This is a genomic window from Stappia indica, from assembly GCF_020177335.1.
Lineage (GTDB): Bacteria > Pseudomonadota > Alphaproteobacteria > Rhizobiales > Stappiaceae > Stappia > Stappia indica_B.
Map to the genome: position 1 here is coordinate 139,273 of NZ_JAIVMG010000003.1, position 26,699 is coordinate 165,971.

At 66.9% G+C, this 26,699-nt stretch carries 24 protein-coding genes; 15 read left to right on the top strand and 9 right to left on the bottom strand.

Annotated features, from left to right (window positions below; all coding sequences use genetic code 11):
• Positions 1 to 30: 30 nt before the first annotated feature.
• The 4 genes from LC062_RS04990 (at position 31) to LC062_RS05005 (ending at position 3,827) form a co-directional block, all read left to right on the top strand.
• A complete protein-coding gene (locus LC062_RS04990; RefSeq protein ID WP_224909938.1) occupies positions 31 to 861 on the top strand; it encodes an FCD domain-containing protein in 831 nt (276 codons plus the stop codon).
• Positions 858 to 1,664: a (Fe-S)-binding protein gene (locus LC062_RS04995; RefSeq protein WP_224909939.1), complete on the top strand. Its 807-nt coding sequence runs from the start codon at positions 858 to 860 to the stop codon at positions 1,662 to 1,664. The genes LC062_RS04990 and LC062_RS04995 overlap by 4 nt, the downstream gene beginning before the upstream one ends.
• 67 nt (positions 1,665 to 1,731) lie before the next feature.
• Positions 1,732 to 3,153, top strand: a complete 1,422-nt coding sequence (locus LC062_RS05000) for a LutB/LldF family L-lactate oxidation iron-sulfur protein (RefSeq protein WP_224909940.1) — start codon at positions 1,732 to 1,734, stop codon at positions 3,151 to 3,153.
• Positions 3,150 to 3,827, top strand: coding sequence for a LutC/YkgG family protein (locus LC062_RS05005; RefSeq protein WP_224909941.1), 678 nt, complete (start codon positions 3,150 to 3,152; stop codon positions 3,825 to 3,827). Before LC062_RS05000 ends, LC062_RS05005 begins: the two co-directional genes overlap by 4 nt.
• 167 nt (positions 3,828 to 3,994) lie before the next feature.
• Here the strand turns inward: LC062_RS05005 and LC062_RS05010 are convergent, their stop codons facing one another.
• Positions 3,995 to 4,393: a c-type cytochrome gene (locus LC062_RS05010; protein WP_224909942.1), complete on the bottom strand. Its 399-nt coding sequence runs from the start codon at positions 4,391 to 4,393 to the stop codon at positions 3,995 to 3,997.
• A 176-nt stretch (positions 4,394 to 4,569) separates the two neighbouring features.
• Positions 4,570 to 5,472, bottom strand: coding sequence for a LysR family transcriptional regulator (locus LC062_RS05015; protein WP_404829684.1), 903 nt, complete (start codon positions 5,470 to 5,472; stop codon positions 4,570 to 4,572).
• Positions 5,473 to 5,641: 169 nt separating this feature from the next.
• Here LC062_RS05015 and LC062_RS05020 point away from each other — a divergent pair, with 169 nt between their 5' ends.
• The 3 genes from LC062_RS05020 to glcF are packed head-to-tail and all read left to right on the top strand — an operon-like array spanning position 5,642 to position 9,702.
• Complete coding sequence (locus LC062_RS05020) at positions 5,642 to 7,138, top strand: FAD-linked oxidase C-terminal domain-containing protein (RefSeq protein WP_224909944.1); 1,497 nt, start codon at positions 5,642 to 5,644, stop codon at positions 7,136 to 7,138.
• A gap of 12 nt (positions 7,139 to 7,150) precedes the next feature.
• Entirely contained in the window at positions 7,151 to 8,368 is a 1,218-nt protein-coding gene (locus tag LC062_RS05025) for an FAD-binding protein (RefSeq protein ID WP_224909945.1), read from the top strand.
• 2 nt (positions 8,369 to 8,370) lie between these two features.
• Positions 8,371 to 9,702: a glycolate oxidase subunit GlcF gene (glcF, locus tag LC062_RS05030; protein ID WP_224909946.1), complete on the top strand. Its 1,332-nt coding sequence runs from the start codon at positions 8,371 to 8,373 to the stop codon at positions 9,700 to 9,702.
• 33 nt (positions 9,703 to 9,735) lie between these two features.
• Here glcF and LC062_RS05035 read toward each other — a convergent pair whose 3' ends face one another.
• From LC062_RS05035 to LC062_RS05045, 3 genes are all read right to left on the bottom strand, one after another.
• Positions 9,736 to 10,461: a hypothetical protein gene (locus tag LC062_RS05035; protein WP_224909947.1), complete on the bottom strand. Its 726-nt coding sequence runs from the start codon at positions 10,459 to 10,461 to the stop codon at positions 9,736 to 9,738.
• Between the two features lie 564 nt (positions 10,462 to 11,025).
• A complete protein-coding gene (locus LC062_RS05040; RefSeq protein ID WP_224910319.1) occupies positions 11,026 to 11,739 on the bottom strand; it encodes a L,D-transpeptidase in 714 nt (237 codons plus the stop codon).
• Between the two features lie 294 nt (positions 11,740 to 12,033).
• Positions 12,034 to 12,771: a DUF2927 domain-containing protein gene (locus tag LC062_RS05045; RefSeq protein ID WP_224909948.1), complete on the bottom strand. Its 738-nt coding sequence runs from the start codon at positions 12,769 to 12,771 to the stop codon at positions 12,034 to 12,036.
• Between the two features lie 221 nt (positions 12,772 to 12,992).
• On the opposite strand from LC062_RS05045, the gene LC062_RS05050 reads away from it, so the two are divergent.
• From LC062_RS05050 to LC062_RS05075, 6 genes are all read left to right on the top strand, one after another.
• Positions 12,993 to 13,715, top strand: coding sequence for a protein phosphatase CheZ (locus LC062_RS05050; protein ID WP_224909949.1), 723 nt, complete (start codon positions 12,993 to 12,995; stop codon positions 13,713 to 13,715).
• 159 nt (positions 13,716 to 13,874) lie between these two features.
• A complete protein-coding gene (locus tag LC062_RS05055; protein WP_224909950.1) occupies positions 13,875 to 14,513 on the top strand; it encodes a DNA-3-methyladenine glycosylase I in 639 nt (212 codons plus the stop codon).
• Between the two features lie 184 nt (positions 14,514 to 14,697).
• Entirely contained in the window at positions 14,698 to 15,696 is a 999-nt protein-coding gene (locus LC062_RS05060; protein ID WP_224909951.1) for a TRAP transporter substrate-binding protein, read from the top strand.
• 69 nt (positions 15,697 to 15,765) lie between these two features.
• Positions 15,766 to 16,272, top strand: coding sequence for a TRAP transporter small permease (locus LC062_RS05065; RefSeq protein WP_224909952.1), 507 nt, complete (start codon positions 15,766 to 15,768; stop codon positions 16,270 to 16,272).
• A gap of 9 nt (positions 16,273 to 16,281) precedes the next feature.
• The gene (locus LC062_RS05070) at positions 16,282 to 17,556 is read left to right on the top strand and encodes a TRAP transporter large permease (protein WP_224909953.1); all 1,275 of its coding nucleotides are present in this window, start codon (positions 16,282 to 16,284) and stop codon (positions 17,554 to 17,556) included.
• A 28-nt stretch (positions 17,557 to 17,584) separates the two neighbouring features.
• A complete protein-coding gene (locus tag LC062_RS05075; RefSeq protein WP_181760262.1) occupies positions 17,585 to 18,454 on the top strand; it encodes an isocitrate lyase/PEP mutase family protein in 870 nt (289 codons plus the stop codon).
• Positions 18,455 to 18,682: 228 nt separating this feature from the next.
• Here the strand turns inward: LC062_RS05075 and LC062_RS05080 are convergent, their stop codons facing one another.
• The 4 genes from LC062_RS05080 to hisS are packed head-to-tail and all read right to left on the bottom strand — an operon-like array spanning position 18,683 to position 23,672.
• A complete protein-coding gene (locus tag LC062_RS05080) occupies positions 18,683 to 20,113 on the bottom strand; it encodes an amidase (protein WP_224909954.1) in 1,431 nt (476 codons plus the stop codon).
• Positions 20,114 to 20,117: 4 nt separating this feature from the next.
• Complete coding sequence (gene hisG, locus LC062_RS05085; protein WP_224909955.1) at positions 20,118 to 21,086, bottom strand: ATP phosphoribosyltransferase; 969 nt, start codon at positions 21,084 to 21,086, stop codon at positions 20,118 to 20,120.
• A 7-nt stretch (positions 21,087 to 21,093) separates the two neighbouring features.
• Positions 21,094 to 22,200 carry an ATP phosphoribosyltransferase regulatory subunit gene (locus LC062_RS05090; RefSeq protein ID WP_224909956.1) on the bottom strand — a complete coding sequence of 369 codons (1,107 nt, stop codon included), beginning with the start codon at positions 22,198 to 22,200 and terminating at the stop codon, positions 21,094 to 21,096.
• Positions 22,197 to 23,672, bottom strand: a complete 1,476-nt coding sequence (gene hisS / locus LC062_RS05095; RefSeq protein WP_224909957.1) for a histidine--tRNA ligase — start codon at positions 23,670 to 23,672, stop codon at positions 22,197 to 22,199. The genes LC062_RS05090 and hisS overlap by 4 nt, the downstream gene beginning before the upstream one ends.
• 262 nt (positions 23,673 to 23,934) lie before the next feature.
• Here hisS and LC062_RS05100 point away from each other — a divergent pair, with 262 nt between their 5' ends.
• On the top strand, positions 23,935 to 25,086 hold the full coding sequence (locus LC062_RS05100) for a glycosyltransferase family 2 protein (protein ID WP_224909958.1): 1,152 nt from the start codon (positions 23,935 to 23,937) through the stop codon (positions 25,084 to 25,086).
• A gap of 19 nt (positions 25,087 to 25,105) precedes the next feature.
• Positions 25,106 to 26,638, top strand: coding sequence for a glycosyltransferase family 39 protein (locus LC062_RS05105; RefSeq protein WP_224909959.1), 1,533 nt, complete (start codon positions 25,106 to 25,108; stop codon positions 26,636 to 26,638).
• Positions 26,639 to 26,699: the final 61 nt, after the last annotated feature.

Below are 26,699 nucleotides of genomic sequence, written 5' to 3' on the forward strand. Positions count from 1 at the left end.
AGCATATTCGAAAGTTGGCCGGGTATACTGATGGTATTCAAGAAAATCGACCACAACCGCACGGCGAATTATGTTGTCGATCAGATCGAGAAGTTGATCCTGCAGGGTGTCTTGCGCTCGGGAGACCGGCTACCTGCCGAACGGGAGCTGGCCAAGAAGGTCGATGTCTCCCGGCCGATCCTGCGCGAGGCGATCAAGATCCTGGAGGAGCGCGAGCTGATCGTGACCCGGCACGGCGGGGGCACCTTCGTCGCGGACCTGATCGGCACGGTCTTTTCCGAGCCCGTGGTCAATCTGATCCGTCGGCATCCGCCGGCGATCGTCGACTATCTGGAATACCGCCGGGAAATCGAGTGCATGGCCGCACGCCTCGCCGCCCTCAGGGCGACCCCGGCCGACCGTGAGATCATCACCCGGCTGTTCCGGGCGATGGAAGCCGCCCATGAGCGGGAGGATTTCGAGCAGGAGGCCGCTCTCGATGTGGAGTTTCATCTGGCCATCGGCGAGAGCGCGCACAACATCGTCTTGCTGCACACGCTGCGATCCTGCTACCGACTTCTGGCGGATGGGGTTTTCTACCATCGGGGACAGCTCTACCGTTACCCCGAGTCGCGCGATAAACTGTTGCTTCAGCACCAGGCGATCCACGACGCTGTGATGAATGCGGATGCCCAGGCCGCCGTAATGGCTGCTGCAGCGCATATCGACTATGTCGCGCAAGTGATGCATGAAACGGAAAAGACCAGCTCCTGGAACGCGGTCTCGACCCTGCGCCTGCAACAGCGGCTCGACAGCGAGATGGTTGACGGCAAGAAGCGGCGCGCGCCGCGCAAGACGACAGAGGGAAACACCAGTTCATGAGTGCAGACGCCGCCCCGGCCCAGACACCGCCCCCGGCCGCCCCATCGCCGCGTGTCGGATTGTTCGTCACCTGTCTCGTCGACCTGTTCCGGCCGAGCGTCGGTTTCGCCGCGGTCAAGCTGATGGAGGATGCCGGCTGCACCGTCGAGGTGCCGGCGGCGCAGACCTGCTGCGGACAGCCCGCCTTCAACTCCGGCGACCGGGCCGATGCCCGCGATATCGCCGGGGCGGTGATCCGTGCCTTCGAGGGGTATGACTATGTGGTCGCCCCCTCCGGCTCCTGTGCGAGCATGCTCAAAAAGCACTATGTGGAGCTGTTCGACGGCGATCCCGCGGCGATGGAGCGCGCCAATCTCTTCTCCGCCAAGGTGTTCGAACTGGTCAGTTTCCTGACCGATGTGCTTGGCCTCGACCGGGTGGAGGCGGCGTTTTCGGGCACCGCCACCTATCACGACAGCTGTTCGGGCCTGCGCGAGCTGGGCATCGAGCGTCAGCCGCGCAAGCTGCTGCAATCGGTCGAGGGGCTGGAACTTAAGGAAATGCAGGACAGCGACGTCTGCTGCGGCTTTGGCGGCACGTTCTGCGTCAAGTATCCGGACATCTCCAACAAGATCGTCAGCGAGAAGACCCGCTGCATCGAGGAGAGCGGCGCGGAGCTGTTGCTCGCCGGCGATCTCGGTTGCTTGATGAACATGGCCGGCAAGCTGAAGCGGGAGGGCTCGCGCATTGAGGTGCGGCACGTGGCGGAAGTGCTGGCCGGCATGACCGAGCAGCCGGCCATCGGCGAAAAGAAGCGCGGGTAAGGAGGGCGTGCGGCCGGGACACCGGCGGCGCCAGCGGCTTCGACCTGCCGCAGGGAGACTGACACAGATGCACATCACCTCGCCGGCCTTCAAGGACAATGCCCGGGCCGCTCTTGACGACGACGCGCTGCAACGCGCGCTTGGCAACGTGCGCTCCGGCTTCATCGGCAAGCGGGCCAAGGCAGCGGCGGCGCTGCCGGAATTCGAACAGCTGCGCGACGCAGCGCGTGACATCAAGGACCATGTCCTGGCCCATCTCGACCTCTACCTTGAGGCCTATGCGGACAAGGTCGAGGCATCGGGCGGCCATGTCCATTGGGCCCAGAGCGCCGAGGACGCGCGGCGGATCATCCTCGGCATCTGCGAGGCGAAAAAGGCCCGCACGGTGACCAAGGGCAAATCCATGATCACCGAGGAAATCGGCCTCAACGCCTTTCTGGAGGAGCATGCGGTCACGCCGGTGGAAACGGATCTGGGTGAGTACATCATCCAGCTGCGCGGCGAACACCCCAGCCACATCATCGCCCCGGCGGTTCATGTGAACAAGGATCAGGTGGAGGAGGACTTCCGCCGGGTGCACACCCATCTCGATCCGGCGCGGAACCTCGAAGAGCCGACCACCCTGCTCAGCGAAGCCCGCGCGGTGCTGCGCGACAAGTATTTCCAGGCCGATATCGGTATCACCGGCGCCAATTTCCTCGTTGCCGAAACCGGCAGCTCGATCATCGTCACCAATGAGGGCAATGGCGATCTGACGCAGATCCTGCCGAAGACGCATATCGTCGTTGCCTCGGTGGAAAAGGTCGTGCCGACGCTGGAGGACATGTCGCAGATCATGCGGGTGCTCGCCCGCTCCGCCACCGGTCAGGATATGTCAGTCTACACCACCTTATCGACCGGCCCCAAGCGCCCGGAGGACCCGGACGGGCCGGAGGATTATCATGTGGTGCTGCTCGACAACGGCCGCTCGGCCATGCTCGGCAGCGAGTTCCAGGAGATGTTGCGCTGCATCCGCTGCGGCGCCTGTATGAACCATTGCCCGGTCTATCACGCGGTCGGCGGCCATGCCTATGGCTGGGTCTATCCCGGCCCGATGGGCGCGGTTCTCACCCCTTCGCTGATCGGCGTCGATCAGGCCGGGCACCTGCCCAACGCCTCCACCTTCTGCGGCCGCTGCGAAAGCGTCTGCCCGATGCGCATTCCGCTGCCGAAGATGATGCGCCATTGGCGCGAGCGGGAGTTCTCGCGCAATCTCAACCCGGCCGCCGCCCGCTACGGGCTTGGCCTGTGGGCCTTCTTCGCCAAGCGGCCGGCGGTCTATCATGCGGCCATGCGCCTTGCCATCGGCACCCTGTCGCGGCTCGGGCGGCGCTCGGGGCGCTTCGCCTCGCTGCCCTTCGCCGGCGGCTGGACCCGTTTCCGTGACCTGCCCGCGCCGCAAGGACCGACGTTTCAGGCCCAATGGGCCAAGCAAAGGAAATCCGCATGAGCGATGCCCGCACCGCAATTCTGGCAAGGATGCGCGCCTCTCTGGGGCAAAGGGCCGAGGATACGGCGCGGCGCGCGGCGGTTGCCGACCGGCTGCAGCGCGCCCCGCGCGGGGTCATTCCCGCACGCGGCCAGCTCGACCCAGCCGCCCGCACGGAGCTGTTCTGCAAGATGGCGGAGGCGGTTCAGGCCAGCGTTGCTCGCGTTGCCTCGGCCGCAGCCGTGCCGGGAGAAGTCTGCGCCTATCTGAAGACGCACAACCTGCCGGCCCGGGTGCGCATGGGCGCCGATGCCCGGCTTGCCGCCATGCCCTGGGCGGGCCAGCCGCATCTGGAAGTCGCCAGCGGCCGCGCCGAGGGCAGCGATCTGGCGACCGTCTCCCATGCGCTGGGCGGGGTTGCGGAAACGGGAACCCTGGTGCTGACCGCCGGTACCGACAATCCGACGACGCTGAACTTCCTGCCAGAACACCATATTGCCGTCGTGCGGGAAAGCGATCTGGTTGGCGATTACGAGAGTATCTGGGACCGGCTGCGCCAGATTCACGGCAAGGGCGTGATGCCGCGCACCGTCAACATGATCACCGGCCCGTCGCGTTCGGCCGATATCGAGCAGACCTTGCTGCTCGGCGCGCATGGTCCGCGCGCGCTGCACATCATCGTCGTCGCCGACTGATCGCGGCGGGATCGGAAAACGGTCGCGACCGACCGGGTGGCCACCTGCTGCCGGTGGCGTTCCTTCGCCAGGGAAGCGAGGGCCGTCAAAAACACGCGGGGCCGCAGTCACAAAAAAGGGCCGGACTGGTGTCCGGCCCCGCACTCCGCCGTCGCCGGCGGGAAGCGTCACTTGGCGGAGCCGTCCGCATTGAACTGCGCCAGATAGGCGATCACGTTGGCGCGGTCGTCTTCCTTCTTCAGGCCGGCGAAGGCCATCTTGCCCTTGGGGATCACGTCCTTCGGCTTGGTCAGGTAGGCGTCGAGCGTGGCCGCGTCCCAGACCTTGCCCTCTTCCTTGCCGGCCAGCAGCGGCTTGGAATACTTGTAGTCGGCGACTTCGCCCCAGGCGCGGTCGACAACGCCGTTCAGCGCCGGGCCGACCTTGTTCTTCGCATTTTCGCCAACCGCGTGGCAGGCGGCGCACTTGCGGAAGACCTTCTTGCCCTTTTCCAGGTCGCCGTCGGCGAGCGCGCTCGCGGTCATGGCAAGGACGGCGGCGCCGGCGAGCAACATCAGACGTTTCATTTGTATCTCTCCCGAGACTTTCGATTGTAAAAACGCGGCAGTCTGGCTGCGACAGGCCGCGAGCAAGACTTCTGGACACTAGCACGTTGACGGTTCACGTCACCCCGTCCGGGCATTTTGTCGCATTCTGCTCCACGTTTTCTTCCCCTCGGTCACTCGGCAGGCGGAAAACGGCCCTATCGGGACCAATTCGCAAGCCCCTGGTCCCAATAGGGTTCCGGACCATAGAGCCCCGCGAGGAAGTCGATGAAGAGCCGTACCTTGGCCGGCAGGAAGCGGCGCGTGGGATAGACCGCGTAAAGACCGACGTTCTTGGAGGCGCGGAACTGCGGCAGAACCACCCGCAGCCGTCCTTCGCGCAGTTCCGGGCCCACATCCCAGGTGGAGCGCAGGGCGATGCCGAGCCCCGCCAGCAGCGCCTCGCGCACCACCTCGCTGGAGTTGGTGCGGATCGGCCCGCCCGTGCGGACCAGCTCAAGGCCCCGCGGCCCGTCGAGGCGCCAGATCTCCTGCTGCCGGGTGGAGATGCAGACATGGCGCTCCTGCAGCTCTGCGATCGAGGCCGGCGTGCCGGCGCGCTCCAGATAGGCCGGCGCCGCGCACAGCACCCGGTGCACCGGGGCAAGGCGCCGGGCGACCAGGCTGCTGTCCTCCAGCTCGGCGATGCGGATTGCCAGGTCGTAGCCCTCGCCGACAATGTCGATCAGCTCGTCGCTCAGGTCGAGGCTGAACGACAGGTCCGGATTGTCCTTGAGGAAACGGGCGAGATGCGGGGCGATGTGCATCCGTCCGAAGGAGGTCGGCGCGCTGACCTTCAGCGTGCCCCGGGCCCTGTCCGAGCGTCGGGTGACGAAATCCTCCGCCTCCTCGATCGAGGCGAGGATCGCTACCACCCGGGCGTGGTATCCTTGCCCGGCTTCCGTCAGCGCCAACTGGCGGGTGGTGCGTTGCAGGAGCCGGGTGCCGAGCCGGTCCTCCAGCCGCCGGAGCCTTTTGGAGACGACCGCCGGCGACAGGCCGAGCTCCCGGGCGGCGGCGGACATGCTGCCGGCGGCGACGACCCTTGCGAAGATTTCCATGTCGGGGAAGCTGTTCAATTTCAACGCACCGGAATTTGTTTTTATCATTTCTGGCCAATAGGCGAGGTGCCCAAGGTCTGTCACAGTTGCGGCAGGGACGCAACGAACCGGCCCGGCGTTCACCCGGAAAGGGCGGGATGCGGGGCGATGAAGCGCCAAGGAGGATACGATGACCGGAATTGCCATGCCCCGCCCGGATGCGGATGTGATCGCCCGCCGGGCGGAGATCGTCCGGGCGATGCGGGCGATCGTTCCGGGGGAAGGGGTGGTCGACGCGGATGTGGAAATGCGCGCCTATGAGACCGACGCGCTGACCGCCTATCGCCAGTTGCCGCTTGTGGTCGTTCTGCCGGAAACGGTGGAGCAGGTGGCGGCGGTGATGCGCTATTGCCATGACCATGGCGTCAAGCTGGTGCCGCGCGGCGCCGGCACCTCGCTCTCCGGCGGGGCGCTGCCGGTCGGCGATGGTGTCTTGTTGTCGATGATGAAGTTCAACCGGGTGCTCGACATCGACTGGGCCAACCGGGCGGCGGTGGTCCAGCCCGGCGTCACCAACCTCGGTATCACCCGGGCGGTCGAGGGGCGCGGCTTCTACTACGCGCCGGACCCGTCCTCGCAGATCGCCTGTTCCATTGGCGGCAATATCGCGGAAAACTCCGGCGGCGTGCACAGCCTCAAATACGGGTTGACCACCAACAACGTGCTTGGCCTGGAAATGGTGCTGGTCACCGGCGAGGTGATCCGTCTGGGCGGCAAGCATCTGGACAGCGAGGGCTATGACCTTCTCGCGCTGGCGACCGGGTCGGAGGGGCTGCTCGGTGTCGTCACCGAGGTCACCGTGCGCATCCTGCAGAAGCCGGAGACCGCCCGCGCGGCGCTGATCGGCTTTCCCTCCAGCGAGGAAGGCGGGCAATGCGTCGCCGACATCATCGCCGCCGGCATCATTCCCGGCGGCATGGAGATGATGGACGAACTGGCGATCAATGCCGCCGAGGATTTCGTCCATGCCGGCTATCCGCGCGAGGCCGGAGCCCTGCTGATCGTCGAGCTCGACGGGCCGGAGGCGGAGGTGGATCACCTGCTGGCGGCGGTGGAGGCGATCGCCCGGCGCAACAACGCCGGCTCGGTGCGGGTCTCCACCAGCGAGGAGGAGCGCTTGCGTTTCTGGGCGGGGCGCAAGGCGGCCTTTCCGGCGGTGGGGCGGATCTCGCCCGATTATCTGTGCATGGACGGCACCATTCCGCGCAAGGCCCTGCCTCAGGTGCTGACGCGCATGCGCGAGCTGGGCGAGAAGCACGGGCTGCGCTGCGCCAATGTGTTCCATGCCGGCGATGGCAACCTGCATCCGCTCATTCTCTATGACGCGAACAAGCCGGGCGAACTGGCGGCGGCCGAAGCCTTTGGCGCGGACATCCTGCGCCTGTGCGTGGAGGTCGGCGGTGTGCTCACCGGCGAACATGGCGTCGGCATCGAAAAGCGCGATCTGATGCCGGAGATGTTCACCGACGAGGATCTGAAGCAGCAGCAGCGGGTGAAATGCGCCTTCGATCCGAAGCAGCTTCTCAACCCGGGCAAGGTGTTCCCGGTGCTGCATCGCTGCGCCGAACTGGGCCTGATGCATGTGCACAAGGGGCAGTTGCCCTTTCCCGATATCCCGCGTTTCTAGGAGACCTGAGGAATGTCTGACAGGTTCATGCCGGAAACGGCGGAAGACGCGCGCGATATCGTGCGCTGGGCGGCGGCCGAACACGAACCGCTGGAGATCGTCGGCCGGGGTTCGAAACGGGCGCTGGGCCGGCCGGTCCAGGCGGGCCACAGGCTCGACCTGTCGCGCCTTTCCGGGGTGGAAATGTACGAACCGGACGAACTGGTGCTGACCGTTCTGGCCGGCACGCCAATCGCCGAGGTGGAGCGGCTGGTCGCCGACAACGGTCAGGAACTGGCGTTCGATCCGATGGACTATGGCCCCTTGCTGGGCGGGCCGGCGGGCGATGGCACCATCGGCGGGGTGATTGCCGCGAACCTTTCCGGTTCGAAGCGGCTGAAGCATGGGGCCGCCCGCGATCACATCCTGGGCCTTGAGGCGATTTCCGGACGCGGCGAGAAGTTCAAGTCCGGCGGGCGGGTGGTCAAGAACGTCACCGGTTATGACCTGCCGCGCGCGCTCTGCGGCTCCTGGGGGTCGCTGGCAGTGGCCACGCGGATCACCCTCAAGGTGCTGCCCCGGGCCGAGACCGAGGCGAGCGTCCTGTTGCGCGGGCTGGATGGTGCGGCGGCAACCGCGGCGATGACGGCGGCGCTGGGCTCCTCGGCGGAGGTTTCCGCCGCCGCCCATCTTCCGGCCGGAGTGGTCGAGAGCTGCGGCGAAGACGCTGCCGGCCTCACCGGGGCGGCGACGCTGTTGCGGCTGGAGGGCTTCGGCCCCTCGGTGGATTACCGGTTCGAGACCCTGCGCCGGCTGCTCGCCGAGCATGGTGCGGTCGAGCGGATCGAGGCGGACGCTTCGTGCCGCCTCTGGTTGGCGATCCGCGACGTGAAGCCCTTCGCCGAGAGCGATGACATGGTCTGGCGCGTGTCGCTGGCGCCCACCGCCGGCGCGGGCTTTGCCGGGGATCTGGCGGGCCGGTTGGGCGGGGCGAGCTATCTCGACTGGTCCGGCGGTCTCGTCTGGCTGGCGCTGCCGGGGGATGACCCACGGGCGCAGGAGGTGCGTGCCGCCGTCGTCCGCGCCGGCGGCGGACATGCCACCTTGATGCGCGCGCCCGAGCCGGTGCGCGCGGTAAGCGATGTGTTCCAGCCGCAGCCCGGTCCGCTGGCCGCGCTGGCCGCACGGCTGAAAGAGCAATTCGATCCGCATGGGGTGTTGAACCCTGGCCGCATGGTTGCTGGGGGCTGAGGATGCAGACCAATTTTTCCATTCACCAACTGGCCGATCCGCATGTGGCGGAAGCGGAAGCGATCCTGCGCAAATGCGTGCATTGCGGCTTCTGCACCGCCACCTGCCCGACCTTCGCTCTCCTGGGCGATGAACTCGACAGCCCGCGCGGGCGCATCTACCTGATAAAGGACATGCTGGAGAATGACAGGCCGGCGGATGCGCGCACGGTCAAGCATATCGACCGCTGCCTGTCCTGCCTCTCCTGCATGACCACCTGTCCCTCGGGCGTGCACTACATGCATCTGGTCGACCACGCGCGGGTGCATATCGAAAAGACCTACCGGCGCCCACTCACGGACCGGTTGATCCGGGGCATGCTCGCCGCCGTGCTGCCCGATCCCGGCCGCTTCCGGCTGGCGCTGCGAGCTGCCCGTCTGGCACGGCCGTTGGCGGGGCTTGTCGGCGCTTTTGGCGGGCCATTCCGGCGGATGGGGGCGATGCTGGAGCTGGCGCCTGCGCGCATTCCCGCCCGCTCAAGGATGACGGCGCCGGGGCAGTTTCCGGCGGAGGCCGGGACGGGGCGCAAGGGGCGGGTTGCCATGCTCACCGGCTGTGCCCAGCCGGTGCTTGCTCCCGGAATCAACGCGGCGGCGATCCGCCTTCTCACCCGCGCTGGCATCGAGGTGGTGTTGCCGGCGGGCGAGGGCTGCTGCGGCGCGCTGGTGCATCATCTGGGCAAGGAGGAGCCGGCGCTGGACGCGGCGCGGCGCAATGTCGATGCCTGGATGCGCGAGATTGAGGGTGAAGGGCTCGATGCGATCCTTGTCACCGCCTCCGGCTGCGGCACCACCATCAAGGATTACGGCTTCATGCTGCGGCTTGACCCGGCCTATGCGGAGAAGGCGGCGCGGGTCTCGGCGCTGGCCCGCGACGTGACGGAGTATCTGACAACGCTGGAGCTTCCCGCCCCGGCCGCGCCCGTCGGCCTGACGGTGGCCTATCACTCCGCCTGCTCCATGCAGCATGGACAGAAGATCACCCGCGAGCCGAAGGAGCTGCTGGCGGCGGCAGGCTTTGCCTTGCGCGATATTCCCGAAGGGCATCTGTGCTGCGGCTCGGCCGGCACCTACAACATCCTGCAGCCGGAACTTGCCCGGCGCCTGCGTGATCGGAAGGTCGCCAATATCGAGACCACCCAGCCGGATCTGATCGCCACCGGCAACATCGGCTGCATGACGCAGATCGGCGGCGGTACGGATCTGCCGGTCGTGCATACGGTGGAGCTGCTCGACTGGGCCCATGGCGGGCCCGTGCCAGAAGCGCTGGCGCGCCAACGTCCGGCGGCGGAATAGCGGGAAGAAGGAATGTGCCGGCGGCTCTCCGTCTCAGTCCGGGGCGGCGGTGGCGGTGGTGACGGTCAGCGCCGGGCGCTCCTGCGCGAACTGGAGGGCCACATGGATATAGACGATGGAGGTCAGCACGGCGGCAAGAGCCGTCCCCAGCACCAGCGCGGTGGAGGCCGGCGCCCGCAACCGCTGGCGCAGGCCTGACGGCGCCTCGGGCGCTGCTTCAGGCGGCGCCTCGTGTGTTTCTGTGATCGCGGAAGGGGCCGGCTCTCCGTTTGGAGCGGTGGCGGTCGCCGGTGCCGGGTCTGCGGGGGGCGTTGTCGACTGCGGCAGCGCCGTATCGGTCGGTGTCGTTTGCGGCGCGACGCTCTGTTCCGCATCCGCATCCGCGTTCGTATCCGCAGCGGGTGCGGCGCCGCTGAACACCGGTTCATAGCCGATATCGGCAAGTCGGATCTGGATCGCGTCACCGGCGCCGGCGCCCGCATAGTACGCCTTCAATAGATTGCGCAGCCGTGAGGCGTTGACCCGGACAATCGGATTGCTGCGCGGATTGAAGCTCTCGTGTTGATCGAACACCGCGCCGGCGATGGCTGTTTCCGTCAGGTCCTCCGCTGTCCCCTCAAGCTTGGCGGAGACCAGGTAGGTCAAGAGGCTGCTGACCTTGGGCGAGCGGGCCAGAGGCGGAGTTTCCAGCAAGGCGGCCAGGGTGGCCCGGACCTCTCGTGCCGAAGGCCGGGTGTCGCGGTTCGTCTTGTTCGCCATCCCTCTCCCCCAAGATATGGCTTGGCCGATCAAGGGGATCCGCCAAGGGCCCCTAGCGAATATAGTTAATTTTGACAATGTCAACAGCGCGGCGGAGGCAAGAGGAGATCAAAACGAAGAAAACCCGGCGCGAGGCCGGGATGAGTTTGATGGCAAAGCCCGCAAGAGGTGTCCCCCCGGATGTTGCCGTGCGGTGATCGGGGATCAGCGAGACAAAACTTTCCGGCACCGGTTTATTCCAAACGCGGTTCTTCCGGCTCGCCGATCCCGGGTCGCGCTGACGCTTGCCCGGGAAGACGCAGAGAGCTGGGCAACGGCCGCATGGTAGAAGCTGCCGCCTCAAAGATCGGCGTCATCCCGGCCCCCGAGCCGGGATCGGAGAGCCGAACCGCCATCGTGGGCAAGATCACCGTCATTCTGAATGCAGGAGTGAGAGGTGAATTGACCTCAATGCGTTGATAACGCGGGAGGTGCTGTTGCTCTTTGGCGGGGGATGAACCCGGCGCGAGGCCGGGTTTGGAAGTTCCGCGGGGAAGCGGCTATGGGGGCGGCAGGGAGCGGATGTCAGATGACGTGCACGCTCGCCCCCACCGGGACCCGGCCATAAAGGTCGATCACGTCTTCGTTGCGCATGCGAATACATCCGGAGGAGACCGCCCTGCCGATGGTCCAGGGTTCGTTCGAGCCGTGGATCCGGTAGAGCGTCGAGCCGAGGTAAAGAGCGCGGGCGCCGAGCGGGTTCTTCGGACCGCCGGCGACGAAGCTCGGCAGATTGGGTTGCCGCTTGCGCATCTCCGCAGGGGGGCGCCAGTCCGGCCATTCCGCCTTGCGGGTGACCTTGTGCTTGCCGGCCCATTCGAAGCCCGGACGTCCGACGCCGACCCCGTAGCGTTTGGCGAAGCCGCCCGGCTCGACCAGATAGAGGTAGCGCTCGCGCGTGTCGATGACGATCGAGCCCGGTTTGTGCTTGCCGTCATAGGCAACGGTGGTGGGCAGGAAACGCGGGTCGATGCTGCGTTTCACGCGACGTTTGGCGGTCGCTTGCGGGCGCACCGCGCTGTAGCGACTGGCACGCGGGGGCGCCGTGATTGGCCGGGTGGTGACGCGCGGGCGTACCGCGCGGCGGTCGGGCCGCAGTTGCAGCACCCAGGGTTCGGTCAGGTCCGGGCTCAGCAGCAATGGCGGAGCGGACACGCGGCTCTGGTAGTCGGCCGCCGCCGGCAGCAGGGCCGGGCCAATCAACAGCGCCAGGGCGAGGGCAATTGCACGGTTTCGCATCATCGACGTACTCGCAACCTCTTCGTCGGACTGAACAGCGGACCGGAACTGCGTGAGGGGCCCTGCCGGCCGGACTGCCGGTGGGCCTGCTCTCTTGCGCGCATCGGCGAAAGCCGGTGCATTCTCAATCCGCGATAGGCAACGATAGGGCGAAAGAAACTGTCAATCATGAATCGGCGAGGGCACCTTTTCGGGAATCTGGCCGCGTGGTTAGCGTTCGGTTGCCGAAAAGGGTTAACGCTTTGCCGCGCCTTGCAAACCGGCGTGTCCTGAGCGGTCCGGCCCGGACCGGGGTCAGCGCACCAGCGGCCGGATCTCGCGCACGATCGAGGGCAGCATCGGCTCCACCTCCTTCGGCCGCATCCCGGGCTTGATCCGGCGGTGATACAGCATGTTGAGGATATACTTGTCGAAGGCGGTGAACCGGCTGTGGCGCGAGCGGTCGTTGAACACCGAGTGGGCCAGGTCCGGGTCGTCGTTCATGGGGCCGAGCCCCTGCAGGAGCTCTTCCACCAGGCAACGGCGGAACAGGAAGTTGCCCTCGTCGGAGACGATCACCGCCGTGGAGCGGGAAATGCCCCGGCTGTCGGAGGCGACCCGCACGAGGCAGCGGCCAGGCACATCGGCCTTCGGATCCTTGTAGATATAGCGGCGGACCACATCGTCATACTGGTCGCGGTCGACCACATAGACGATGAAATTGGCTTCCTCTGGGGAGGCGACCACCATGGTCGACAGGCCGTGGATGTCGCGCCCAATGGTCTTGATGAAGCCGTAGACCATCGGCCGGCGGTTCTTGCGCGCCAGATTGTGAACGTAAAAGCGCACCGGGCCGACGTATTTCTTGACCAGATAGGGCTGCCAGCTCCACGAGCGGTACTCAAGCCCGAACACCGTCTTCATGAAGCCGTTGACCAGTTCCTCGGTCGAAAAGGTATAGGGCGCGGCCCTGGCCTGCCCGGTGAGCAGCACGCTCATCAGAAGAAAAGCGCAGGCAATCAGAGAGGCGAAGGGCGATTTGAAACGGCGCACAGGGAGCTTCCAGCTGCCGGATCGGGTGGATCCGCGATGTTCGATGATGTGACAATACTCAATCCCCCGCGAATGCGGAACGATGAACTGTCTCGATCGCGAAACAGCCCGTCGTCCGCATCTATTTCAGATGCGGGAACAATTCCTTAAATCTCGGCCCTTATACCCTTGCTGGAGATGTCGCACAGCCCACAGACCGACATGTGGAGACGATTACCGAGATGATGGCCACGAAACGAGCTTTCCGGGCGGAGCGCCTGCTGCAGCAAACCCGCAACGACGGGGCGCCGGCAGCCGCCGCGGACGATCGCCATCATCAGGAGCTGATGTCGGAAATCGCCGCGATCAAGGAGATGATTCGCCCGAGCGAAGAGATCGGCGAGCATGTTCTGGCCCAGTTCAAGGCGGAGCTGGGCGAGGCGGTCAAACTCAAGGCGGAGCTCGATTCGATCTACGAGGCGATCGCCAAGACCAAGCGGGAAATCGCCACCCTGCACAACACCACCGGGGCGGAAAGCCAGGACATGGTGCGGGTCACCAATGAGCTGGATGCGGTGGTGATGGGCACGGAAGGGGCCACCGAGGGCATTCTGTCGGCCGCCGAATTCATCGACGAGACCGCCAATACCCTGGGCGCCCGCCTGTCGGGGCAGGATGCGGAGCTGGCCGGCGATATCCAGGACCGGGTGGTCAAGATCTTCGAGGCGTGCAACTTCCAGGATCTGACCGGCCAGCGCATCACCAAGGTGATCGGCACGCTCCGCTTCGTCGAGGACCGGATCATCCGCATGATGGAAATCTGGGGCGGGATCGAGAGCTTCAAGAGCATCGAGCCGGATCGCCAGCCGCCGAAGGCCGGCGATGCGGCATTGCTGCACGGGCCGGCGCTGGAAGCCGACGAGGGCGTTGCCAGCCAGGACGATATCGACGCGCTGTTCGCCTGATCGCGGCGCGGGCCGCTCATTTTCCCCAGATCCGCGAGGGTGCCGGTTCCGCTTTCCCGCGGATCGGGTATTATGAACAAACAAGGAACATTTGTGTGTGCCGCCCCGGATCCTTCTCGGCTCCGGGACGGTGGTACGCGGATTTGGAAGGATTGGCGAATGTCGGAATTGCCTGAGGGGATCATCGCTGGAGAGGATGGCCGGTCGCGCTGCTGGTGGCATGGCAACCTGCCGGACTATCTCGCCTATCACGACACGGAGTGGGGCCGCCCGGTCGCGGACGACCGCCGTCTGTTCGAGAAGATCTGTCTCGAAGGGTTTCAGTCGGGGCTTTCCTGGCTGACGATCCTGCGCAAGCGGGAGAATTTCCGCGCCGCTTTCAGCGGTTTCGATTTCAACCAGGTGGCGGAGTTCACCGACGCCGATATCGAGCGCTGCGTTGCCGATGCCGGCATCGTCCGTCATCGCGGCAAGATCGTGTCGGTGATCAACAACGCCCGCCGGGCCCGGGAACTGGTCGCGGAGAAGGGCTCGCTGGCCGCCTATTTCTGGAGCTGGGAGCCGGGCAGGGAAGACCGGCCGGAGCGGTGCGACCATGCGACCTTGTCGAAGCTCGGCAAGACGGCGGTGTCCACCGCCCTGTCGAAGGACCTGAAACGGCGCGGCTGGAGCTTCGTCGGACCGACCACCGTCTATGCCTTCATGCAGGCCATGGGCATGGTCAACGACCATCTGGAGGGCTGCTGCGTCCGGGACGAGGTGGAGGCGGCGCGCGGCGCCTTCGTGCGGCCCACCTGAGCGGCTTCTCCGGGCAATTGCCTTTTTTGGTGGGGCGTGACGTTGCGCGAGCCCGGTTCAACCGGTTAAATCACCGCGCGATAGGCGATGGGGCGGGCGACCGGCGACAGCGCGGTGGCCATGCGTCTTTTCGCTGAAAAAACAACAGGGACGCGGTTCGACGCGGACCCTTGGGGAGACAACGATGAAACTCGCTCGATTCGCCGCCGGCCTGGCTGCCGGCCTGGCCATGACCGTTTCCGCCGCGTTGGCCGAACAGACCACCTTGCGGATCACCCTGCAGCTGCCGATGAAGAGCCATCTCGGCCAGAACCTTCTGGTGTTCAAGGAGAAGGTCGAGGCGGTGTCCAACGGTGAGGTCGCCGTCGAGATCTATGATTCCGCCCAGCTCTACAAGGACAAGGAAGTCCCGCAGGCGGTCGGCTCCGGCGCCATCGAGATGGGCGTTGTCTCGCTCACCCGCTATGTCGGCGACGTGCCGGCGGTGGATCTGTTCTACATGCCGTTCCTGCTCAACAGCGAGGAGCTGGTGCGCAAGGCCGTGGCGCCGGGCAGCCCTGTGCGCGGGCCGCTGGACGAGGCGATTCTGGACACCGGCAGCCGCGTGTTGTGGTGGCAGGCCTATGGCGGCTCCGTGCTTCTGTCCAATGGCGGCCCGATCAAGACCCCGGCCGATCTTGCCGGCAAGAAGGTGCGCGTCTTCGGCAAGACCCTGGGCGAATGGGTCAAGGCCGCGGGCGGCGCGCCGACGCTGATTTCCGGCTCCGAGCAGTATATCGCCTATCAGCGCGGCACCGTCGACATCGGCATGACCGGCGTCTCCGGCGTCAAGAGCCGCCGTCTGTGGGAGGTGATGGACACCATCACCCTGACCAACAACGCCGATGTGGAATTCGTCGTCGTCGTCAACGAGGACTTCTGGAAGGGCCTGTCCGATCAGCATCGCGCCTGGATCGGCGAAGCCGCGCTGGCCGCGGAAAAGGACGTGCGTGACAAGATGTCGGCGATTGAGGCGGAAGCCATCAAGATGTCGGCCGACAACGGCATGACCATCTACACCCCGACCGCCGAGGAAATCGAGGTGTGGAAGGCCTCCGCCCAGCCGGTCTACGACCAGTTCGCCGCCGATGCGGGCGAGCTTGGCCAGAAGGTTCTCGACGCGGCCCGCGCGCTCCAGAACTGAGCCATCTCGAAAAGCACGTGCAACCGCCGGAACGGGTCGCCCGTTCCGGCATTCTTCATGGAATGCCCGATGACCCGACTGGTCGACCGCCTGTCGGCCCTTGCCGGTACCTTTGCCGGCTGGGCCTATTTCGTCACCGCGCTGATGCTCGGCTACGAGGTTTTCATGCGCTATCTGTTCGTCGCACCGACGATCTGGGCGGAGGAGCTGTCGCGCCTGCTCCTGGTCTGGGCCACCTTCGCCGGCGCCGCGCTGCTGCTGCACCGGCGCCAGCACATCACCATCACGCTCCTGACCGACCGTCTGTCGCCCCGCGCCCGGCAGATGCAGGAAATCCTCGCCCTGCTGTTCATCGCCGCGCTCGGCATCATCGTCGTCTACCTTGGCGGCGGCATCGCCCTGGATTCCTTCGAGAGGGCGCGGACCACCGGCTCGATGCTCGACCTGCCGGCCTGGTGGGCGGAGGCTGCCCTGCCGATCTGCTTTTCCCTGCTGGCGGTGCAGGCCCTGATCGAGGCGGCGCGTGTCGCGATCAACGGCGTGAACGACCGTCCGGCCCCGCGCGTGGAGCATTGACGGACCGCCATGACCACTCTCTTCATTCTCGCCGGCCTGTTCTCGCTGCTGCTGGCCGGTATTCCGGTGGCCTTCGCGCTCGCCGGGCTCGGCTTTCTCCTCCTGGCGCTGGGCGGGTTCTCGCCGTTGATGGTGCCGCAGGGGCTCCTGTCCTCCGCCGACAGTTTCGTGCTGATTGCCGTGCCGCTGTTCCTGCTGATGTCCAATGTCCTCTTGAAGGGCGGGGTGGGGCGGGATCTGTTCGCCGCCGTTCAGGCCTGGGTCGGCCATTGGCCCGGCGGTCTCGCGGTGGCGACGATCCTGTCCTGCGGCATCTTCGCGGCGATTTCCGGCTCGTCCGTCGCCACCGCCGCGACCATCGGCACGGTCGCCATTCCGGAGATGACCGAGCGCGGTTATCCGCGCCGCTTCGTGCTTGGCCTGCTCGCCGCTGGCGGTACGCTCGGCATTCTCATTCCGCCGTCGATCCCGATGATCGTCTACGGGGTGATCACCGAGGAATCGATCATCGCGCTGTTCCTCGCCGGTGTCGGTCCGGGCCTTCTGCTGATGGGCCTGTTCGTTGTCTGGTCGATGCTCTACGCCCGCTTTGCCAGCGACTATCGCCCGAGCCCGCGCGCCGGATGGGATGAGCGCTTCAGCACGCTCCTGCGCGCGCTGCCGACCATCCTGCTCGCCGCGCTGGTGATCCTGGGCATCTACGGCGGCGCCTTCACCCCCACCGAGGCCGCCGCCGTCGGCTTTCTCGGGGCGCTGGTGGTCGTTGGCCTGGTGCTGCGCACGCTCGACTGGCCGAAGTTCAAGGAAGCGGTGATGGAGGCGATGACCACCACCGTTGCCATCCTCCTGATCGTGGCCGGCGCCAAGGTGTTCGGCAAGGCGATCACCCTCTACCGAATCCCGCAGGACATCTCCATGGCCCTGTCGGAGCATATTGCCACCGCCGGCGTGTTCGTTGCCGTGGTGGCCCTGGTGCTCCTGGTGATGGGGCTCTTCCTGGAATCCCTGTCGATGATGCTGATCATGGTGCCGGTCCTGGCCGGTGCGCTGACGGCGCTCGGCCTCGATCCGGTCTGGTTCGGCGTGTTCTTCGTCATCATGGTCGAATGCGCGCTGATCACCCCGCCAGTGGGGCTCAACCTTTATGTGATCCAGGCGGTCGGCAAGGCCAGCATGGGCGAAGTCTCCGCCGGTGTCTGGCCGTTCCTGGCGATCATGCTGTCGAGCGTTCTCATCATCTTCTGGTGGCCGGATCTGGTGCTCTATCTGCCATTCAAGTTCTAGCGAAATCTCGTCCGAAAGGTTCTCCGCGATGACCTCTCCCGCCGCGCGTCTGCGCGCGCATCTCACCGACACGCCGCTGACGGTGATGCCCTGCTGCTTCGACGGGCTGTCGGCAAAGCTGATCGGCGATGCCGGCTTTCCGGTCACCTTCATGTCCGGCTTCGCCGTCTCCGCCGCCCGTCTCGGTGCGCCGGATACCGGTCTGATCTCCTATGGCGAGATGGTCGATCAGGGGCGCAATGTCTGCGCCGCCACCCCCTCGCTGGTGATCGGCGATGGCGACACCGGCTATGGCAATGCGCTTAACGTCAAGCGCACGGTGAAGGGCTATGCCCAGGCCGGCTTTGCCGCGATCATGATCGAGGATCAGCTCGCGCCCAAGCGCTGCGGCCACACGCGGGGCAAGCTGGTGGTGGACCGGGTGCAGGCGGTCGACCGGATCAAGGCGGCGGTCGATGCGCGCGAGGACGGCGCCGATATCCTGATCCTCGCCCGCACCGATGCTCGCCACGGCCATGGGCTCGACGAAGCGCTGGAGCGGGCGCGGCTGTTCCGCGAGGCCGGTGCCGATCTGCTCTTCGTCGAGGCGCCCCAGTCGGTGGAGGAGATGGAGACGGTGTGCCGCGAGGTGCCTGGCATCCATATGGCCAATCTGGTGGAGGGCGGGGCAACGCCGATGCTCTCCCATGCGGAGCTGGAGCAGATCGGCTATCGGCTGGCCGCCTATCCGCTGACGCTGCTGTCGGCGGCCACCAAGGCGATGGTCTCGGCGCTGCAGGTGATGGCGGCGGGCGAGCATCCCGGTTCCGCGTTGCTCGATTTCGCCGAGCTGCGCCGGCATGTCGGCTTCGACGCCTATTACGCGGAAGAGGAAGCCTACGCCGACAAGCGGTCCTGAGCGACGCTTCGGGACCGGCGGGAGACGGGCGGCAAGGCCGGATGATCCAGATGGGCCGCCCTTGCGTAGCCTCATGCAAGGTTCGGAAAAACGCGCGGGCGCACGGCCTCCCGGTTCAGCCGCCCCGCGCCTCCATCCCGCGTTTCGCGGAAGGTCCCATGCCGGACCGCCGGACCCGAGGCCGCTCTCGTCCCCCCGGAGCGGCCTCTTTTTCGTTCAGGTGACTTTTCAGGCGTTGCCGGGTGTCCGCTCGGTCCAGTCGGTGGCCGCCTCATAGGCCTTGGCGCAGGTAAGCAGCCCAAGATCGTCGCGCGGTCGGCCGATCAGCTGGAAGCCGGTCGGCAGGCCGCCCGGACCGAAGCCGGCGGGCAGGGCAATCGCCGGCAGGCCGAGAATGCTGACGCCGATAACCACCTCCATCCAGCGATGATAGGTGTCCATCTTTCGGCCGGCGATTGCTTTCGGCCAGTCGAGATCGACGTCGAAGGGAAAGACCTGCGCGCTCGGTGCGACGAGATAGTCGTATTTGCCAAACAGCGACAGCACCGCCCGGTGCCAGGCGCTGCGGGTGAGCGAAGCTGCCTCGATTGCCTGCATGTCCAGCGCCCGGCCGCCCTCGATCTCCCAGATCGCTTCCGGCTTCAGCCGCGCGCGGGTTTTCGGGTCGTCATGGAGCTGGGCCAGCTTGGCCGCCACCCGCCACTGGCGCAAGGCCACCCAGGCTTGCCACAGTCGCTCCATGTCAAAGCCGGTGCTGGCTTCCTCCACATGGGCGCCAAGTCCCGACAGAACCTCGAGCGCCTTGCGGTTGAGATCGAGGATGCCGTCCTCGAACGGCAGGTGCCCGCCGAAATCGCCGAGCCAGCCGATCCGCATGCCCTTGACGCTGCCGCGAAGGTCTCCGGCGAATTCCTGCCCGTCGCCGTCGAGCGATTGCGGCGCGCGTGGATCGTAGCCCGCCTGCACGGCCAGCAGCATCGCCAGATCATCCACCGAGCGGGCCATCGGCCCGTCGGTCGCCATGGTGTCCATGAACAGCTCGGGGCCGGGGCCGCCGGGCACCCGCCCGTAGCTGGGGCGAAAGCCGATCACGTTGTTGAAGGCGGCGGGATTGCGCAAAGAGCCCATCATGTCGCTGCCATCGGCCACCGGCACCAGCCGGGCGGCAAGGGCCGCCGCAGCGCCGCCGCTCGACCCGCCGGCACTGCGGGCAAGATCGTAGGGATTGCGGGTCGGGCCGAACAGCGGGTTGTAGGTGTGCGAGCCGAGGCCGAATTCCGGCGTGTTGGTCTTGCCGATGAAGATGGCCCCGGCGGCGCGGATCCGCGCGGCGTGGATGCTGTCCTCATCGGGGATGAAGCGGGCGAACAGCGGCGAGCCCATGCTGGTCACCAGCCCGGCGGTCATCGACAGGTCCTTCACCGCATGGGGAAGCCCGTGCATCCAGCCGCGCGACAGGCCGCGCGCCAGCTCCTGGTCCCGGGCTTCCGCCTCAGCGAGAAGCTCTTCGGCCGGGCGCAGCGAGACGATGGCGTTGATCGCCGGGTTCTGCGCGTCGATGCGGGACAGAAACGCCGCCATCACCTCCCGGCAGGAAAGCTGGCGGGCGTGGATGGCCGTAGACAGCTCCCGGGCGGAAAGGGCGGTCGGATCGCTCATCGCTCTAGCCGCCGACCTTGGCGCTCAGCGGGTCGTAGAGCGGATTGGCCGTGCCGAACACATAGTCGAGCGTGGTGACGCTGACATGCGGCGCCCCATGCTCGCGCAACAGGCTGGCGCAGTCGGCGGCGTGCTGCGCCGGGCAGTGCAGCAGGAGCGGCTGGCCGACCTGGGTGCCGAAGGGGGCGACGCAGCCATATTGCTCGGCGGCGCTGCGGGCGGTGAACTCCGGTGCGGCGACCAGCGCGCGGATCTCGCGCACGCCGCGTGCGCGCTCCTCCGCCGCGATCCGGTCGAGGATCGCCCGGGCCGAGGCCAGCGCCTCCGGCGACCAGGTGGCGGCGAGGGAGGCGACGAGATGCGCTTCGCTTTTCAGGATCACGCCGTCGTCCAGCACCTTCAGGTCATTGGCGGTCAGGGTCGAGCCGGTGCTGGTGATGTCGACGATCAGTTCGGCGGTTCCGGCTGCCGGGGCGCCCTCGGTGGCGCCGGCGCTTTCAACGATGCGGTAGTCGGCGATGCCATGCGCGGCAAAGAAATCGCGGGTCAGCGCAACGTATTTGGTCGCGACCCGCATCCGCCGGCCATGCCTGGCGCGGAACGCGGAGGCGACATCGGCGAGATCGGCCATGGTGTTGACGTCGATCCACGAGGCGGGCGCGGCGACCACCACATTGGCGTGGCCGAAGCCGAGCGGGGTGACGATATGCACCGCCGTCTCCGGCTTGGCGATGGTCTCATGCACCAGATCCAGCCCGGTGACGCCGAGATGGGCGGTGCCGGCGGCCAGTTCCCGGGCGATTTCCGAGGCGGAGAGGAAGGCGATTTCCACGCCGTCGAAGCCGGCCAGCCGGCCCCGGTAGTTGCGCGCCCCGCCGGGCTGGCGCACGGACAGCCCCGCCCGGGCGAAGAAGGCGTGGGTGTTGTCCTGCAGGCGGCCCTTGGACGGAATGGCGATGATCAAACCGGTCATAACATCCTCAAAGACGGTCGAGCCAGATGGAAAAGCCGGTGGCGGGAACATGCGCGCCGGCGCCGAGAAGGGCGAGGAGCTTGTCGTAGCGCCCGCCGCCGATCAACTGGCCCGCCTCGGGGTTGGACCGTGAGTGTATTTCAAAGACAAAGCCGGTGTAATAGTCGAGACGCCGGCCGAAATCGGCGGAAAACCGCAGGCCGTCCAGCGCGATCCCGCGGGCGTCGAGCGCCGCCAGCCGGTCGCGGAAGCGGGCGAGCGGGGCGGCAAGGTCGAGGCCGGTGTCGGCGGCGAACCGCTCCAGAGCCGCAAGCGCCTCTTCCGGCGTGCCGGAGATGTCGAGGAAGCGCGACAGGACATCCGCCGCCCGGTCGGTGGTGACGTCGTGGCTGGCGAGCGCCGCCTGTTCCAGCATCCGCTCGGCGATGTCCTCGGTGCTCCGCCCGCCGATGGGGCGCAGGCCGGTCAGCGCCAGAAGCTCGGCCACGGCGCCGCGCGCCGCCTCCGGATCGAGCCCTTCCAGCGCCCGGGCCAGCGCCGGGGCGGCGGGGGCGGTGTCCTGTGCACCGCCGCGCATCCGTGCGATCGCCTGATCGAGTTCGGCCCGTTCGCCGAACAAATCGCCAAGCCGGCGATGCCAGGCGGCCGGCAGGCCGAGCCCGTCGAGCACCGCCCGGAACAGCGCCTCGTCGCCGATCTGGATCATCGGCTCGGCAACACCGAGCCGGTCCAGCGCGGTCAGGGCGAGGGCGAAGATATCCGCGTCCGCGGTTTCCAGATCGGTGCGCCCGAGGCATTCCACCCCGGCCTGCAGGAATTCGCCGGTGCCCTCGGGCCGCTGGCGGAACACCTTGCCGCAATAGCTGTAGCGGCCGGCGCGGGCCGGGTCGCCATCGGCGATGTGCTGGCGGCAGACCGGAATGGTGTAGTCCGGGCGCAGGCACAGCTCCTCGCCGGCCTGATCGGCGGACAGATACATGCGCCCGCGAATGTCCTCGCCGATCAGGTCGAGGAACACCCGCGAGGGCTGCAGGATCGCCGGCTCGACCGGGGTGTAGTCGGTCTCCGCGAACAGCTCGCGCAGCCCGTCGGTGCGGGTCCGGGTCTCGTTCATTCGCCGCTCTCCGATGCCTTGTCGCGGTCCTCCGCCTGGGCGGTCAGCATCCGCGTCACCGCCGCGACGATGTCGCCTTCGGCCACGGTTTCCTGCGCCGGACGGCTTTCGCGCCAGGTGACATTGTCGGTGATCTCGCCGGACAGCCGCTTGCCCTCGATCAGGTCCTTGATCTGCACCACGCCCTGTTCGCGCTCATCCGAGCCCTGTATGATCGCCAGCGGGCAGCCGCGCCGGTCGGCGTATTTGAGCTGGTTGCCGAACTTCTTCCAGTTGCCCTGGTACATTTCGGCGCGAATGCCGGCGGCGCGCAGGGTCTGGGTCATCTTCTGGTAGCGGCCGAGGGCCTCGGTCCCGCCGTCCATGACGGTGACGAGCACCGGCGCCAGCACTTCTTCGCGGCCCAGCTTGCCGAGGTTCTTCAGCGCGGTCATCAGCCGCGACACGCCGATGGAAAAGCCGGTGGCCGGCACGTCGCGGCCGGTGAAGCGCTTGACCAGCCCGTCATAGCGGCCACCGCCGCCGACCGAGCCGAACTGCACCACTTCGCCCTTTTCGTTGGTGACGGGGAACAGCAGCTCGGCCTCATAGACCGGGCCGGTGTAGTATTCGAGCCCGCGCACCACGGAAGGGTCGATCTTGATCCGGTCCGCGTCGTAGTCGCAGGCGGAGAAGATCTCCGCCATCTGGTCAAGTTCGGCCTGGCCCTCGGTGTCGAGCCGGGTCGTGCCCGCCATATAGCCGAGGATCAGGTCGATCGCTTCCCCATCCAGCTCCGCGCCCTTGGTGAAGTCGCCGCTTTCGTCCTTGCGGCCTTCGCCGAGCAGCAGGCGCACCCCATCGGGGCCGAACTTGTCGAGCTTGTCGATGGCCCTGAGCACGGTCAGCCGCCGTTCGGCATTCTCCTCGCCGCCCAGACCGATGGCCTCCATCACCCCGTCGAGCACCTTGCGGTTGTTGACGCGGATGACATAGGAGCCGCGGGGGATGCCGAGCGCTTCCATGGTGTCGGCCATCATCATGCACATTTCCGCATCCGCCTGGACGCCGGGGGCGCCGATGGTGTCGGCGTCGAACTGCATGAACTGACGGAACCGGCCGGGGCCGGGCTTTTCGTTGCGGAACACCCAGCCGGCCCGGTAGGTGCGGTAGGGCAACTGGATTTCGTTGATGTTCTCCGCCACGTGCCGAGCCAGCGGTGCGGTCAGATCGTAGCGCAGGGACATCCACTGCTCGTCGTCGTCCTGCACGGAGAACACGCCGGCATTGGGCCGGTCGGTGTCGGGCAGGAACTTGCCGAGGCAGTCGGTGTATTCGAAGGCTGGGGTTTCGACCGGATCGAAGCCATAATGCTCATAGACCGCCCGGATCTTCGCCAGCATCGCGTCGCTGGCGCGAATATCGGCGGCGGAGCGGTCGACAAAGCCGCGCGGCAGGCGGGCCTTGAGCTTGAACGTCTTGGGTTTGGCCATCGGATTTCCGGAAGATGCACGTTGCGCGAAAGAATTGCGGGACAGGCCGGTTTCCTAGACGAAACAGCCGTTAAGGGCAAGGCGGGGGCGGAACCTTGGGGCAGGGGCCTTCCCCCGCGACGCCTCGGCACTTGCAATGCGGGGCGTTCCGACTATGGTCCGCCGCGTCTTCGCGGCCGCAGGATCCGCCGCCGCGATCTTAAGTTTTGCTGGAGACACCATGCCGGGCGACGGCGCTTCACCCTCTGAACTGGCCGCATCCGTGGCTTCGCGAACCGCGCCGCTTGCCGCCGCGACACCGACCCCTGCGACCCTGGCCCCCGCGACCCTGTCCATTGTGCTGCCCACCTTCAACGAGCGCGACAACGTGCCGGTGCTGGTGGAGCGGCTCGACAAGGTGCTGGCCGGCGTGGCCTGGGAAGTGATCGTCGTCGACGACAATTCCCCCGACGGCACGGCGGATGCGGCGCGGGCGCTGGCGGCGCGCGATCCGCGCGTGCGGGTCATCCGCCGGGTGGGGCGGCGCGGGCTCTCCGGTGCCTGCATCGAGGGCATGCTGGCGTCCTCCGCCGATTTCGTCGCGGTGATGGACGCCGATCTTCAGCATGATGAGACCCTGTTGCCGAAGATGCTGGCGACGCTCTCCGCCGACGAGGCGGATCTGGTGGTGGCCAGCCGCCATGTGGAAGGCGGTGCGGTGGGCAACGGGCTCTCCTCGGTGCGCGCCTCCGGGTCGGGTCTTGCCAATACGCTGGCGCGCCGGCTGTTGCGGGTGGAGCTGAGCGATCCGATGAGCGGGTTCTTCATGATCCGCCGGCGGGAAGTGGAGCGTCTGGCGCCGAGGTTGTCGGCGCAAGGGTTCAAGATCCTGCTCGATATCGCCGCCAGCGCCCGCGGCGAATTGCGCATCGCCGAACTTCCCTATGTGTTCCGCGAAAGGCTGCACGGGCAAAGCAAGCTCGACACCCTTGTCGCCCTCGATTTCCTGGGTCTGCTCTTGTCCAAGCTTGTCGGCGATTTCGTTTCCGTCCGCTTCCTGATGTTCATGATGGTCGGCGCCTCCGGTGTGGTGGTGCACATGCTGGCGCTGTTCGGCGGGCTGGAACTGCTCGGTCTTGAGTTCCAGAGCGCGCAGACGGCGGCGACCTTCGTGGCGATGACCACGAATTTCTATCTCAACAACCGGCTGACCTACCGCGACCGGCGGCTGAAGGGCTGGCGCGCCCTGCGCGGGCTGCTCAGCTTCTATCTGGTGTGCAGCTTCGGCGTCATCGCCAATGTGGGCGTGGCGACGCTGGTCTATGAGGAAAACGCCGGACGGCTGATGACCGGCATTGCCGGCGCCGCCGGCGCGGTGATGGGCGCGGTCTGGAACTATGCCGCCAGCTCCGTGCTGACCTGGCGCAAGGCCTGAGCCGATGACGGGCGCGCGCATGCCGGGCCGGAACGGTGAAGCACGAGGCGGCGCGGCGGAAGGCGTGGACGTGCCGCGCTGGCTGAGGCCGGGGCTGCTCGTCGCGCTGGTTGTCGTCCTGACGCTGTTGCGGCTTGTCGTCGCCGCCTCCTCCGGTCTCGCCGAGGACGAGGCCTATTACCGGCTCTGGGGCCTTCATCCGGCCGCAGGCTACTATGATCACCCGCCGATGATCGGCTGGTGGATCTGGCTCGGCCAATGGCTTGCCGGCGACACCGCCCTTGGCATCCGCATCATCGGCGTCTTGTCCGGTGCGCTCGGCTCGCTGGCCCTGTGGCGCACGGCGGCGCTTTTGTTCGGCCGCACCACCGCCGGCTGGACCGTGGTCCTGTTCAACACAACGCTTCTGATCGGCATCGGCAGCCTGATTGCCACGCCCGATGCGCCCTCGGTGCTGTTCTGGGGCCTGACCATCTGGGCGCTGGCGGAACTGACCAAGGGCGGCAACGCCAATTGGTGGCTGGCGGTCGGCCTTTTCGCCGGCCTCGGCCTTGCCTCCAAATATTCAGTGCTGTTTCTCGGCGCGGGCATCGTTCTCTGGCTGCTCTTGGTGCCCGATGCGCGTCGCTGGTGGCGGTCCTGGCAGCTCTGGGCCGGCGGGGCGCTGGCGCTGTTGATCGTGCTGCCGGTGGTGCTGTGGAACGCCGATCACCAATGGGCCTCCTTCATCAAGCAGTTCGGCCGGGCCGTGCCCCATGGCTGGACGCTGAAATACCTGCTGGAGTTCATCGGCGCGCTGGCCGGGCTGCTCAACCCGCTGATCGCGGTGCTGGCGGTGATTGGCGCGGGGCGGATGATCCTTGGCACCATCAAGGGGGAGGCGGCGGCCGGGTTGCTGATCTGGACCAGCCTGCCGTTCCTTGCCTATCTCGTCTTCCATAGCTTCCATGCCCGCGTGCAGGGCAACTGGCCGGCGCCGCTGTTCCCGGCGCTGGTGATGATGGCGGCACTGGTCGCGAGCGCACCGCCGCAGCGCCTTGCCCGGCTGTGGCGCGGCTGTGCCCTCGTTGCCGTGCCGCTTGGCCTTGCGGTGTCGCTGCTGGTCTATGTGCATGCGGTGAGTCCGCTGACCGGCGCGCTGGCGCGCAAGGACCCAACCTTCCAGACCCGTGGCTGGCCGGAAATCGGCGCGGCGCTGACCGATCTGGCGAGGCACCACGACGCGCGCTGGATCGCCACGCAGGCCTATGGCCTCAACGGGCAACTTGCCTTCACCCTGCGCGGTGTCTTGCCGGTGGAGCAGGTCACCGAGCGGATCCGTTACGTGATGCAGCCGGACCTGGCCTCCGAAACGGCCCGGCAGCCGGCGCTGTTCGTCGCCGAGGCACGGCGCGATCCGGGGGCGGAGGCGCTCGCAGCGCGCTTTGGTAAGGTCGAGCGTGTGGCCGAGCTGGTCCGCTCCGTTGCCGGCGTGCCGCTGGAAACGCTGGTGGTCTACCGTGTGGCCGAGCCGTCGGGCGATCCGCGCGACCCGGTTTACCCTTTACCCTGATTGAGGCCTGACAGGGCGTGACCGTCTGGTTGAACCGGGTATAAAGAGGAGCCGATTGTTT